At 59.8% G+C, this 13,323-nt stretch carries 12 protein-coding genes; 7 read left to right on the top strand and 5 right to left on the bottom strand.

The features are described from left to right. The first annotated feature begins 83 nt into the window (after positions 1-83). From DLM45_RS03925 to prfB, 3 genes are all read left to right on the top strand, one after another. Positions 84-1,355, top strand: a complete 1,272-nt coding sequence (locus DLM45_RS03925) for an N-acetylmuramoyl-L-alanine amidase (RefSeq protein WP_181335681.1) — start codon at positions 84-86, stop codon at positions 1,353-1,355. A 148-nt stretch (positions 1,356-1,503) separates the two neighbouring features. Then, positions 1,504-4,098, top strand: coding sequence for a penicillin-binding protein 1A (locus DLM45_RS03920; protein WP_181335680.1), 2,595 nt, complete (start codon positions 1,504-1,506; stop codon positions 4,096-4,098). A 134-nt stretch (positions 4,099-4,232) separates the two neighbouring features. Further along, a protein-coding gene (gene prfB / locus DLM45_RS03915) for a peptide chain release factor 2 (RefSeq protein ID WP_181335679.1) occupies positions 4,233-5,367 on the top strand; the annotation gives its coding sequence in 2 pieces (ribosomal slippage) (positions 4,233-4,301 and positions 4,303-5,367; 1,134 coding nt in all). A 57-nt stretch (positions 5,368-5,424) separates the two neighbouring features. Here the strand turns inward: prfB and DLM45_RS03910 are convergent. Beyond that, positions 5,425-5,814, bottom strand: a complete 390-nt coding sequence (locus tag DLM45_RS03910) for a tautomerase family protein (RefSeq protein ID WP_181335678.1) — start codon at positions 5,812-5,814, stop codon at positions 5,425-5,427. A 123-nt stretch (positions 5,815-5,937) separates the two neighbouring features. Beyond that, positions 5,938-6,237: a hypothetical protein gene (locus tag DLM45_RS03905; RefSeq protein ID WP_181335677.1), complete on the bottom strand. Its 300-nt coding sequence runs from the start codon at positions 6,235-6,237 to the stop codon at positions 5,938-5,940. Between the two features lie 214 nt (positions 6,238-6,451). On the opposite strand from DLM45_RS03905, the gene DLM45_RS03900 reads away from it, so the two are divergent. From DLM45_RS03900 to DLM45_RS03885, 4 genes are all read left to right on the top strand, one after another. After that, positions 6,452-7,345, top strand: coding sequence for a class I SAM-dependent methyltransferase (locus DLM45_RS03900; protein WP_181335676.1), 894 nt, complete (start codon positions 6,452-6,454; stop codon positions 7,343-7,345). After that, a complete protein-coding gene (locus DLM45_RS03895) occupies positions 7,342-8,154 on the top strand; it encodes a TrmH family RNA methyltransferase (protein WP_181335675.1) in 813 nt (270 codons plus the stop codon). The genes DLM45_RS03900 and DLM45_RS03895 overlap by 4 nt, the downstream gene beginning before the upstream one ends. Before the next feature lie 4 nt (positions 8,155-8,158). Further along, positions 8,159-9,097 (top strand): 50S ribosomal protein L11 methyltransferase, encoded by a 939-nt coding sequence (locus DLM45_RS03890; protein ID WP_181335674.1) that lies wholly within the window; start codon positions 8,159-8,161, stop codon positions 9,095-9,097. 67 nt (positions 9,098-9,164) lie between these two features. Beyond that, a complete protein-coding gene (locus DLM45_RS03885; protein WP_181335673.1) occupies positions 9,165-9,758 on the top strand; it encodes an NnrU family protein in 594 nt (197 codons plus the stop codon). On the opposite strand, the gene DLM45_RS03880 is transcribed toward DLM45_RS03885, so the two are convergent. The 3 genes from DLM45_RS03880 to DLM45_RS03870 all read right to left on the bottom strand — a co-directional run bounded on the left by DLM45_RS03880 (position 9,755) and on the right by DLM45_RS03870 (position 13,310). Then, entirely contained in the window at positions 9,755-10,384 is a 630-nt protein-coding gene (locus DLM45_RS03880; protein ID WP_181335672.1) for a hypothetical protein, read from the bottom strand. The genes DLM45_RS03885 and DLM45_RS03880 overlap by 4 nt on opposite strands. Next, positions 10,384-11,562 (bottom strand): exo-alpha-sialidase, encoded by a 1,179-nt coding sequence (locus DLM45_RS03875; RefSeq protein ID WP_181335671.1) that lies wholly within the window; start codon positions 11,560-11,562, stop codon positions 10,384-10,386. The genes DLM45_RS03880 and DLM45_RS03875 overlap by 1 nt, the downstream gene beginning before the upstream one ends. A gap of 113 nt (positions 11,563-11,675) precedes the next feature. Beyond that, positions 11,676-13,310: a L,D-transpeptidase family protein gene (locus DLM45_RS03870; protein ID WP_181335670.1), complete on the bottom strand. Its 1,635-nt coding sequence runs from the start codon at positions 13,308-13,310 to the stop codon at positions 11,676-11,678. Positions 13,311-13,323 lie beyond the last annotated feature (13 nt).

Below are 13,323 nucleotides of genomic sequence, written 5' to 3'. Positions count from 1 at the left end.
AGGTCGACAATATATCGTGCATCGAAACAAAGCCTTAACGATAATCGGGCAGGCGCGGAGATTGCCGGAGGGCGCGGAGGGAAATGGCCGGGGGCGGAGCAGAACTCAGAAACAAGGTTCAGTCTGCCATCGTGCGCTGGGTCATCGGGACGTTGGCGCTGGTCGTTCTGGTGCTTTCGAACGGGCCATTGGCGGCCGCAGGGGCCCAAGCAACGGCTGTTCAGCTATCCGCGACGGCCAAAGCCACGACCTTCGAACTGACGCTCAGCGAGGGCCTCACGGCCCAGGTTTACACGCTGGCAAGCCCCTATCGCGTGGTTCTCGACCTGCCGGATCTAGACTTCAGGCTCGATCCTTCCGAGGGGAAGAAGGGCAAAGGCCTGATTTCGGCATTTCGGTACGGCCTGTTTGCCGAACATAAGGCCCGGGTCGTGATCGACACCAAGGGTCCGGTGAAAATTGCCTCGGCCGGAATGACGCGGATACCGGGCGGCACGGCCGTCAAGCTCACGGTCATTCTCAGCCCTACGGACGCGGCATCGTTCGGCAACGGCACCGGAGCATCGCGCTCCGCCGCTCCGCCAACCCCGGACCTGTCCGGCGCACTTCCTCTGATGGATGCCGAGCCGAAGGCCCCCAAAGCGCACGCCAAGCCAGTCATCGTGATCGATCCGGGCCATGGCGGCATCGATCCCGGCGCGCTCGGCGCCAACAATGTCTCAGAAAAAACGATCGTTCTGGCGGTCGCCCTACAACTTAAATCCGTGCTTGCAAAAACGGGTCAATACGACGTGCGGTTGACTCGCACCGACGACGTTTTCGTTTCGTTGGACCGCCGCCTCAAGTTCTCCAGCGAGAGCAGCGCCGACCTATTCATCTCGCTGCACGCGGACTCGATAGAACAGAAGAAGATGGCGGACTCCATTCGCGGTGCCACCGTCTACACGCTGTCGAACAAGGCGTCGGACGAGCAGGCCCGCATCATGGCCGAAAAGGAAAACGCTTCGGACCTCATCGCCGGCATCCAATCCACCGACCAGGGTGGCGAGGAGGTCAAAAATATCCTAATCGACCTCCTGAAGCGCGAAACCTCGAATTTTTCTCAGGACTTCTCGCGCCTGCTCGTCAAAAAGCTGAAAAAGAACATCGCCACCTCGCGGATCCCCGAGAGATCGGCCGCTTTCAAAGTGTTGAAGCAGACGCACGCGCCATCTGTGCTCGTCGAACTCGGCTATGTGAGCAACAAGGTCGAGGAGCAGGAAATGATGACAGTTGCTTGGCAGTCGACGGTCGCCGAGGCCATCGCCGCGGCCGTTGAAACGTATTTCAACAAGCGAACCGTCTCCAAGCCGTAAAGCTGGGGGCATCCGGACGACGTGCTGCCACATTCCGTGCTAATGTGCGAAACGGCCGGGTTGTTTTTGCTGCATCGCGGCAATAAACACGGGGTTCTGACACGCCCGGACGCTAAACCATCGACAGACTGACGGAATCTCGAATTTGATGCGTTCGCCAACGCTGCCGCCGCCATCGGCACCGAAACGTAGACGAAAGCGGCGCAAGAGCTTGCTGCTGAGCTTCCTTGGCTTCAGCTTCGCGACGTTCGTTCTGCTCTTTATTGCGGGCTCCGCCGGTGCCGCATTCCTTGTCTGGCAGGTCTCACGCGACCTCCCGGACTACGAAAGTCTGTCGAAATACGAGCCCCCCGTCATGACGCGCATCCATGCGCACGACGGCTCCCTGATTTCCGAATTCGCCCGCGAGCGGCGTATCTTCGTTCCGATCAACACGATCCCCAAGCGGGTGATCGGCGCGTTTCTGTCAGCCGAAGACCGTCGCTTCTATGAACACGGCGGCATCGATTTGCAGGGTATTGGCCGTGCCGTATTCGCAGCCGTCGAAGCCAAAATGCACGGCTCGAACAAGCGCGCCCAAGGTGCCTCCACCATTACTCAGCAGGTCGCAAAAAACTTCCTGCTGACGAACGAACGCTCGGTTGAGCGCAAGATCAAGGAAGCGATCCTCGCCGTCCGCATTGAGAGTGCCTATTCGAAAGACAAGATCCTCGAGCTCTACCTCAACGAGATCTTCCTCGGCATGAACTCCTACGGCGTCGCCGCCGCGAGCCTGACCTACTTCAATAAGGAACTGAAGGATCTGACGATCGAAGAGGCCGCGTATCTGGCGGCCCTGCCGAAAGGTCCGAACAACTATCATCCGTTCCGCCAGAAGGCGAAGGCGACCGAACGGCGAAACTGGATCATCGGCCAGATGGCCGAGAACGGCTACATCACTGAGGAAGAAGAAGAGCAGGCGAAAAAAATTCCGCTCACCGTCAACCTGCGCCAGGGCGGATCGCACATCTCGACTGCCGAATTCTTCACGGAGGAAGTCCGCCGCACGCTTCTCAACCGCTACGGCGAGGAGAAGCTCTATGGCGGCGGATTGTCGGTGCGCACCACGCTTGATCCGCAGTTGCAGAAGATTGCACGCCGCGCGCTCATCAATGGTCTGGTGAAGTTCGATCGCCGCCGTGGCTGGCGCGGTCCCGTCGCCACGATTGATATCGCAGGTGACTGGGGCGTTGCGCTCGGCGCGATCCGCAGTCCCAATGACATCGACCCCTGGCGCCTCGGCGTCGTTCTCGAAACGCAGAAGGCCAAAGCGATCGTCGGCTTCAAGCCCGGCCGCCAGCAGGACGCGTCACTTGTTAAAGATCGCGAAGCCGTCGAGGTCTCGTTCGAGGAAATGAAATGGGCGGCCAGGCGCGTCGGCAAGAAGGGTGAAGGCAAGTCGCCGGGCGATATCCTGAAGCCGGGCGATGTCGTCTACGTTGCTCCGAAAGATCCGGCAAACATCAAGGGCGCTTGGTCTTTGATGCAGATTCCCGAGGTCGGCGGTGGTCTCGTCGCGATGGATCCCTACACCGGCCGCGTGCTCGCAATCGCTGGCGGCTTCTCGTTCGATATGAGCCAGTTTGACCGCGTGGTGCAGGCCAAGCGACAGCCGGGCTCGTCGTTCAAGCCCTTCGTCTATACCGCTGCGATCGACAACGGATACAAGCCGACGTCGATCATCTTGGACGCGCCGATCGAAATCGCTCAGGGACCAGGGCAGGACATCTGGCGCCCGGCGAACTACGACGACAAGGACGCGACCGGACCCGAAACGCTGCGCTACGGCATAGAGCGCTCGCGCAACCAGATGACTGTGCGTTTGGCGCAGGATCTCGGCATGCCGCTGATCACCGAGTACGCCAAGAGGTTTGGCCTCTATGACGATTTGCTTCCGGTGCTCTCGATGTCGCTTGGTGCGGGCGAGACGACGCTGCTGAGAATGGCCACCGGCTATTGCATGCTGGCCAACGGCGGCAAGGAGGTCAAATCGACCTTGATCGACCGCATTCAGGATCGCTACGGGCATACCGTTTGGCGTCACGATGAGCGTCAGTGCATGGGGTGCACGGCGGATCACTGGGCCAATCAAGGCGAACCGGATTTGATCGACGAACGCCGTCAGGTCATTGATCCGCATTCCGCCTACCAGATGACATCGATCATGGAAGGCGTCATCCAGCGCGGCACCGGCAGCGTTCTCAAATCTCTCAATCGCCCGATCGCAGGCAAGACGGGCACCACGAACGAAGAAAAAGATGCGTGGTTCATTGGCTATACGCCGACCATGGTTGTCGGCGTCTATCTCGGTTACGACACGCCGAAGCCGATGGGGCATGGCAACACCGGCGGCATGATCGCCGCTCCGATCTTCGGTGAATTCCTGACCGCCGCGCTCGCGGACACCCCCGCCGCGCCGTTCCGCGTTCCGCCGGGCATCAAGTTCGTACAGGTTGATAAGAAGACAGGCTTGCGCGCGACAGGCGAGAATACCGATACGATCCTCGAAGCTTTCAAGCCAAACGAGGAACCGGATGACGCGTATTCAATGATCGGCATTGCGCATGCCGGTGCACCGGCTGGACCACCCGCCGTGTATGGTGGCGGCGATGCGTATGCGGCTCCAGCAGCGCCCTCGCGTCCGCCGCCCGGCACGCCTTCGGCACGAACCGACGGCGGGCTCAGTCCCAACGGCTTCTGGTAAACCTTGGAGACGCCGCGCGCATTGCCGCGCATGAGTCAGGTTCGTTTACAGGTTCGCTTCGCCTGACTATACCTCGCCACCTGCTTTTCTCTTGAACACGATCGCACCGGCGTCGCCGGTTTCTGGAGGTTGTCATGCGCGCTGAAGCGCAAAAATTGTCCGATGACATCGAGGAGGCAATCGTCCTCCTGAGGAGGTCTCTTTGACTGGGATACGGCCGAAGACCGTCTAGCCTCGTTGAACGCCAAGGCCGAGGATCCAAGCCTCTGGTCCGATGCCAAGAATGCGCAGAAAATCATGCGCCAGCGCCAGATGCTCGAAAGCGCGGTCAGCGATTTCAAACGTCTGCAGCGCGACTATGAAGATGCGTTGACGCTCATCGAACTCGGCGAATCTGAGGACGACGAAGCGAGCATCACCGAAGGCGAGGCGCAGCTTAAGCGCATCGATCAGGAAGCGCATCGCCGCTCGGTCGAAGCAATGCTCTCGGGCGAAGCCGACTCCATGAGCACCTATGTCGAAGTTCATGCCGGTGCGGGGGGCACCGAAAGCCAGGACTGGGCATCGATGCTGGCGCGCATGTACGCGCGCTGGGGCGAGCGTCGCGGTTACAAGGTCAAGTTGATCGACGAAAGCGCTGGCGAAGAAGCTGGCATCAAATCGGCAACCTTCGAGATCGATGGCGACAACGCCTACGGCTGGCTGAAAACCGAAGCGGGCGTTCATCGCCTAGTGCGCATTTCACCGTTCGATTCGAACGCACGGCGGCACACGAGCTTTGCGTCCGTCACCGTCTATCCGGTGATCGATGATTCGATTGAGGTGGAGATCAATCCATCCGACATCGACATCTCGTTCGCTCGCTCGTCGGGCGCCGGTGGACAGCACGTCAACCGAACGGAGTCAGCCGTGCGGTTGGTCCACAAGCCGTCAGGCATCGTGATTTTCGCCCAGGAACAGCGCTCGCAGCACCAGAACAAAGACATCGCCCTCAAACGATTGAAGGCGCGGCTCTATGAAATGGAGTTGAAAAAGCGCGAGGCCAAGGCATCAGCAGAGCAAGCCGCCAAGACGGACATCGGCTGGGGACATCAGATCCGATCGTACGTTCTGCAGCCCTACCAACTCGTGAAAGACCTGCGGACGGGCGCGCAATCGACGAATCCCGATGAAGTTCTCGACGGCGACATCGATCCGTTTATCGAGGCAGCGCTGTCGCAACGTCTGAAGGGCGGCTCCGACAACGTCGTGATCGACGATCTCGATTGATAGGGCGGGGCAGGGCGGCGCCTGCGCTGAACCTGCTCCGCTTTCTTCCGCTGCGCGCTACAACTCGCCGGTTAGGAATTGCGCGCGGCCAAGCCCAAACGACCAATCTTCGTCCGAGTTCGTCACCATGCTGATCATGACGTCAGCGGGAGCGATACCGCATTCCGATTGGAGAGCTTCCGTCACGAGACGGTAGAAAGTCTCTTTCTGCTCGCGCGTGCGCGGCCGTGTCGTCACCTGGATATTGACGAACTTATTGGTCCTCGGAATGTCGAGACCCGTATCTTCCATGATTAGCGTGCCGGGCGAATGTTCGTGCACGATCTGATAGCGATCGCGCTCAGGAACTTTGAACGCGGCCAGCATCGCACGATGCACGGCATCGAGCAGAGCCTTCGTCTCGGCTTCGCTTCGACCCTTGTAGAGATCAAATCTGAGTAGCGGCATATTGATAAGCTCCGTCCTGCTCGGCAGGTGGCGACCCTAGTCCAGGCGCGGACGGAACGCCATTAGCCAAACAGAGAGACAGCCGTGCTTCACGCGCAGCCGACGTGTGACGGAAGCTCGCAATTAGCGCAGAGAACCAAATCCGGATCTGCCGAGAGTGTTATACGAATTCTGGCTCTGCGGCGGGGGCCGGAACTGCCACGGAGGCAAGGCCGAATCATCAACGGCGTTGGCTTTTCCGCCGCTCACACCGAACTGCAAGCCACCGAGCGGTTCGGACAGTGCCTTCTCGGCCGGATCCTGGAATTGCGCAGCTTGGCCATCCTTGCCGCCGATCTGCGTAAATTCAAATGCGTAGGCACCTGCAGGCGCCAGCATCGCCAGAATGAAAGCCCCGCGCGCGATAACGCGATTAAGACGCATCCCCGCTCCCTCCAGTAGTCTTGCGTGCAACAACGTATCCCGCTCTTAACGTGATTTTGGGATTGCATTTTGACTTCATTGCACATTTTCAGAATGTGTGACCGTCATGCTACGCACACGCATTCACCCGCCGCGGGGCAATGAAGAGCGTGCGCGTCTTTGTGGGATCATTCGTGCTACAGCCCCGACGTTTTTGCCTGGATCGCTTTTGCTGATGTCTTCACCCGACCACTTGCAACTCGTCACGTCTGACGGTTTCGCGGACTACGTGCTTCTCGACTGCGGATCGGGGCGCAAGCTCGAACGATTCGGCAGCGTGATCGTTGATCGCCCGGAGGCGCAGGCCCTCTGGCAGCCGCGGCTACCGAAAAAAGAATGGATGAAAGCGCACGCTGCTTTTTCCGCGTCCGGGGAAGACGACGAGAAGGGCAAGTGGCGTGTCGACAAACCGGTGCCCGATCAGTGGCCTGTGAAAATTGGCGGCCTCACTGTTCTGTGCCGTCTCTCGGGTCTCTGGCATCTTGGCCTCTTTCCTGAGCAGGACCCGCACTGGCGCTGGATAAAGGAGCGGCTCGCCACCTCCAAATCGAAACCGCCACGCGTTCTGAATCTCTTTGGCTACACCGGTGCGGCCTCTCTCATCGCCGCGCAACACGGCGCTGAAGTCACGCACGTGGATGCATCGAAGAAGGCCGTGCAATGGGGCAAGGACAATCAAACAGCCTCAGGCCTCAACGCCGCAAAAATTCGTTGGCTCGTCGATGACGCCGCCAAGTTCGCCGCGCGGGAAGTTCGCCGAGGCAAAACTTACGACGTGATCCTTGTCGACCCGCCGAAGTTCGGACGCGGACCCGATGGCGAAGTCTGGGACTTGTTCGCGAACCTCCCTGCATTGCTCGGCGATCTGGCGAAGCTGCTCGCGCCCGGCGCGGCAATGGTGCTGACGGTTTATGCCATCCGCGCGTCCGCGCTCGCCTTCGATCAACTGATGCGGGAAGCGCTCGCGGACAAAGGCGGCACTTTTGAATCCGGCGAACTCGCTCTTCGTGCGCAGAGCGGGCTGTTTCTCCCAACGTCGCTATTCGTCCGCTGGAGGCAGGCCGGATGAACGAACCGAAAATCATCACCAGCTTGACCAACGACCGCGTGAAAGCCATCCGCGCGCTCGACATGCGCAAGGTGCGAAAGGAAACCGGCCTGTTCGTAGCGGAAGGCGCTTCGCTTCTCGTGACTGCACGCGATCATGGTTTTGTGCCTGAAACGCTGGTCTATCAGACGGGAACGGCGGCGACGGGCATTGCGCGCGGATTGGTGACGCATGCGCTCTCTGCGGGTGCGGAAGTGCTCGAAGTGTCCGAAGCGGTGCTGACAAAACTGTCGTCCAAAGACAATCCGCAGACGCTGCTGGGAGTCTTTCGCCAGCAGTTCGCGCCGCCGCCCGATCTCACGAGCATGTCACATAGCGACACTTGGCTTGCGCTCGAAGAAATTCGCGATCCGGGCAACCTGGGAACCATCATTCGCACCGCCGATGCCGTCGGCGCTGCAGGTGTGATCCTCGTTGGGACGACGTGCGATCCCTACGCGCTCGACGCGGTGCGGGCCACGATGGGATCGATCTTCGCGGTGCCGATCGTCAAAATGGATCGGCCGCAGTTCACTGAGTTTGCCAAGCGTTGGCCGGGCGACGCGATCGGGACGCATCTCACCGCGCGCCACGATTTTCGCAGCGAAACATATCGCGGGCCGCAACTCATCGTCATGGGAGGCGAAGGGCCGGGCCTTTCCACGGCCGTCGCTGCGGTTTGTTCAAAGCTTGTAAAAATCCCGATGGCAGGCAATCTCGACTCGCTCAACCTCGCCGTAGCAACTGCTCTGATGCTCTACCAAGTCCGCGGCCCTCAACTGAAGCTCTAGCTCGATGCGCATTGAATACCACCGCACGCTTATTGCCGATCACGCGCGGAACGACGCTTTCTTTCGCGCGTTGAAGGCCGTCATCGAGCCGGGAAAAACCATCGTCGCTGACATTGGCGCGGGCACCGGCCTCCTGGGTCTGATGGCATCAAAGCTCGGTGCGAAAGAAGTCTTCCTTTTCGAAACGGCAGAGGTCGCGGGGGTCGCTACCGAAGTTTTGATGGCGAACAAAGCGAAGTCCTGCCACCTCATTCCGTGTCACTCGACGGAGTTCGACGACAAGCTCACCGTCGACGTCATCGTGTCGGAAACGCTCGGAAACTACGCGCTCGAAGAAAATATCATCGCGACGATGTCCGACGCCCGCGCACGATTTCTGAAGCGGAAAGGGCACATCATTCCGCAAGCGATCGTACAGTTCGTCGCGCCGGTCATCTCTCCGCGCATTGACGACGAGCTTCGCGTTTGGAGCCGCGTCGGAAACGGAATTGATCTTTCCGCCGCACAATACCTGACGATGAACAACGCCTATGTCCGCCAGCTTGCAACCGAAGAACTGCTGGACGGCGGCAAGTCTGCCGTCGCTTGGGATTCCGTCGACCTCACGCGCGACGTGCGCTCGAAACGCAAAGGCGAAGCCGAATGGCGGGTCAGCAGATCGACGCGCATCTATGGCTTCGCGGTCTGGTGGGAGGCGACGCTGCAAAGCGGAATTGTGTTGTCCACGGCGCCGTCCGCGCCCCGCACGCACTGGGAGCAACTCTATTTTCCGCTGTCCGCCCCGATCGACGTCAAATCGCGCGAACGCATCGGGGTTGAGCTTCGTTCGCGTTCCTCAGAATCCGCCGGAACGCATCTCGCCTGGACCGCAATTCACAAAAATGCCAACGGCGAAGTCATTGCGAAGCAGGCCCACGATCTGGATAAGGGCTATCTTCCCTAGGGCCCTACTGTTTCGCGACGAAGAACGATGCTAATTCGAGTGAGCACTCGAAGGGAGACTACTGCCAATGATGGTTCTGATCGTCGGCCTGATTCTATTTTTGGGCATTCACTTGCTGCCGACGTCGCCCGAATTGCGCGACGGCTTGAAGGAGCGGCTCGGTGAGAACGTCTACAAAATTCTGTTTTCTCTGATCTCTCTGGCGGGCCTGGTCGTCATCGTGCTCGGCTTTCATAAGCTGCAGCTTCATCCAGGCAAGAACCCCATTCTGTGGGATCCGCCGGTATGGACTCGCCATATCGCAGTCGCGCTGATGTTCCCCGCGATGATCCTGCTCGTCGCCTCGATCATTCCGTCCCGCATTCGAACGGCCACGCGCCATCCGATGCTGATCGCCATCAAGATTTGGGCTTTGGCGCACCTCTTGGCGAACGGCGATCTCGCATCGCTGTTGTTGTTCGGATCGTTCCTGGCGTTTGCGGTCTACGACCGGATCTCAGTGAAGCGCCGCGTAACGGCCACGCCGTCCAGCTTCGCCCAGCCACCTGGCGCGTTCAATGATGTGATCGTCGTGGTCGTGGGCGTCGCGCTTTACGCGGCACTGCTGTTTGGCGGACACCAGTGGCTCATCGGAGTGGCACCGATTCCGTCGCTCTCCTAGAGCGACGCCTTCGGATGCGCGATTGAGCGTGAGCGCCGCAAGAGCGCTTCAGTGATGATGCCGAGCCATGCGCCAATGGCCGCGAACCAACCGACGGGATCGATCAGGTAATCCCAGAGATTGAGGCTGCGGCCCGCGCTAAGCAGATACCCGATGATCGCGATATCCAGCGCCGCGACGACGAAGAAATATCGACGATAAAGCGCGTAAGCGAGAAGCAATCCGACGGCGGCTGCCAGCGTGTAGCCGCTGTATCCCAGCACATAGGTATCGTAGTTGAGAAAGCCGGTTGCGCCCGGATACAGCACGGCACCTGCTACGATCAAAGCGGCCGTTCCAAATCGATATTCGCTATTGCGTTCCGGTCGCGCGCCAGTGAGTGCGGACACGGTCAGCACGATCAGCAGAAGAAGCCCTGGCGCCGACGGTCGTTCGACAGTCGATACCAGCCACTCGAACGCCGTGCGATCCGATATCGGCGTCAACTCCATCACGACGAGCGCGGCAAACCCGATCCCGATCCGGACGGGAACACTGAAATGCACGATGCGGCTCAGAAACACGAACGTGCCGAACACCAGCAGCGTCGCGCTCGAGCGATCCAGCAGATAATCGATGATCCACATTATTTGCGCGCCGCGAGGAATTGCAGGTGATGTTCAATCCATGCGCTGGAAATCCGCGCGTGATCGATCGTTTTATCGACGCGAGAAAAGACGATATCGAATTGCCCCGGCGCTGTTTGCGCGAGATATGGATACATGATGCCGTTAGACGGACTCTCTTTCGAGATGGCTTCGACCGTGCCGATGCGCTGCCAGTTTTGGCCGCTGAGATCGGAGATCGCGAGCTTGACGTTGAGTTCCGACTGCGGATCGTCGTTGAAAGCAAGAAGGATATGGTTCGGACCATAGCGCACAGCCGAAAGCGGCGCGCCCGGATTGGGAAGCCCAACCGGCTTCGGCTTCGACCACGTCTTGCCGCCGTCTTCGGTGTGCGAGAGAAGAACCTCTCTCGGCACACTGCTGGTCAACCGGCGAACGAACGCAATAGCGCGCGTCTTCCCCGTCACGACGACCATCGGCTGATATCCGACCTTGCCGCCGTTACCCATACGCCGCCTGTCGATCACGCGGCCGTTCTCATTGAGTATGAACATGACCGGAAATTTCCGGTTCATCTCATGATACGCGGGCAGCCCGATGCGGCCGTCCGCAAATCGCACCGGCGGCGACTTCGTAAGATGAGACATGTTGAGAAACGGCGAACCGTAAAGCCGCTCGGCCGGTCCCCACGTCTTCCCGTTGTCGTGGCTGCGCATAAGCAGGATTTCGCACGTCGCCCATCCGCTGAGACGTGACGCAGAGAAAAAGAGCCAGAGTTCGTTTTCAGAAAAACGAAACGGTACGGGATTGGCGAGAGACTTGATCCTGATCCCGATATCGCTGGTGACAGCAAGACTGTTGGTGATCGGAGCAGCTTTTGACCACGCGCCGTTTTCGTAATGCGCCGCAACGATCTCGGCGTTCGCCGCGCCCTCATAAACAGCGCGGTACCAGAAGGCCATCAGACCCGTTGGAGTCGCGACGATGGACGGGCCATGCACAAAATCGGTTTCGCCTGGAGGCGTCAGTTTTTCCCGCTCGATATCCAGCGTGCCCTGAATGGGCGACGGTGGTACGACGTCGGCAAATTCCCAGGCGCGATTATCCGGCGCGGACGTGTACAGCAGCAGTGCGATAAGCACGCTCGAGCACACAAATGCAGCCCACGTTCCGATCGTCCTGGTCGTGGGGCTTGTCACCGATCCATCCAATTTTATAGGAGGCGCCCGGTATACCGTCGCTATCCGCGATGTCAACGCGAGCCGGGCAGAGCATCCGTCGCGCCTCAGGCATGCTGCTGGGTTTGGTGTGACTATTTTGTCAGGATAACAAATTCGGTTCCGCTGCCGTTCTCATGCAGCGGCAGTTCGCGATCTGAAATGATGAGTGATGCGCCGGGCCGTGCCCGTTCGCTGAGCATTGCAAGAAGGTCTTTCGGCATTTCGAACGCATTCAACGCAGCCGTCGCAAGTTCAACATTACTGGAAGGCTGTACTCCGGCCGCTGTACGCCCGCGGCGCGAGGCCGGCGGCTTTTGGGCGGTGACAAGTCTCCAGTCGAACGTATTGGGATCGGTGCCGTAACGCATGGCTGTAAAAACATGCGTGCCGAACTGTCCTGCATCCGGCGTAACGGTGATCGGGGCTTCGAGCACGGGTTCGAAGCCTTGACGGATATAGAGCCGCTGCGCCTTGAGGCTGACGAAAACCGAAATCGGCTTAGAACTAAGACGCGCGTCGTTATCGCTGTCGGCAACATCGGCTTGCGCGGATTTGAGATCTGTCTGCGCCTGCCGGATAGCTTCGCTCGTGGCGTCGCGCGTCGCGCGGAGCATGAACACGCGCGCCTGCAATTCGGCGAGGTTCATCTCGCCCTTGGCGGCCGCATTGCGTGCAGCGTCGGCTTCGCGTGTCCGCAAAAGGATTTCATTTTCGAGTTGAGCTTCGCGGTCGGAGGCCGCAGCGCTGTCACTGTCGTTCGCCATGAACGCCTGGAAATCGCGAATGGCCTCTTGCTGCTGCGCCTCGGCCGTCTTGAGCGCAGCCTTTGCAGGTTCACCCGCCCGCTGGGCCTTCACGAGTTCAGCATTCGCAACAGAGAAATCTTTCTCGGCGGCTTTTGCTTTATCGTTTGCGGTAGCCAGCGTCATTTCCGCGATCTTCAGGTCGGAACGAACCCGCGCCGCAGTCTCGCGCCGCATCTGGTCGAGTTCGAGCCGCGTCGCCGGACGCCGCCCGGGATCACGCGGCATGTCCGCAACGGCGCGCGCAAGCGCTGGTGTAATTCCGATGAGCATCGGAAACTCCAGTGCATCGGTCGCGGATGAGGAGTCCTTATCGCCCGTATCGTTCGAAGCAAGACGCGGGTTCTGCGCCGCCGCAAGGTTCATCGCGCCAGCGTCATCTGCGGGCAACGGATTGAACAGTTTCGGACTGCTGAATGGGATCGGCGTCGTCTCTTCATTCGTAACAACGACGCGCGTGCCGATGTTCGTTATGCCGAATAGCTTGCGCGAGAACTGATGGGGCAGACGAATGCAGCCGTGCGACGCGCGGAAACCGGGCACAACACCGGCATGTAGCGCAATGCCCGACCACGTGAGGCGCTGCATGTACGGCATGTCCGCAGCATAGATATTGCTCGTGTGGTCGACGTTCTTCTGAAGAATGGAAAACACGCCAGTCGGCGTGGCGAAGCCCGCGCGCCCAGACGAAACGCGAGATGACGTAACCTCGCCATCAGCGTCGAAGGCGCGCACTTTCTGCTTCTGCAGGGAAACAACGAGGATGAGAGGCGTCTTGGATTGCGGCGCCGCTGCCACCGCTGGGGTGCGGCTGTTCTTCGGCTTGGCATCGGCTTGCGGTGAAGCGAATGCCGCCGCAACAACGGCGACTGCGGCGACGGATCGCCACGCAATAACTCGGAAATCTTTGCCGAACCGACGCACGCGACCCACCCGA

Origin of the sequence: Hyphomicrobium methylovorum, assembly GCF_013626205.1 — a bacterium.
Lineage (GTDB): Bacteria > Pseudomonadota > Alphaproteobacteria > Rhizobiales > Hyphomicrobiaceae > Hyphomicrobium_B > Hyphomicrobium_B methylovorum.
Note: the sequence above shows the minus strand (reverse complement) of the source record. Positions and strands in the feature narration are given on the sequence as shown.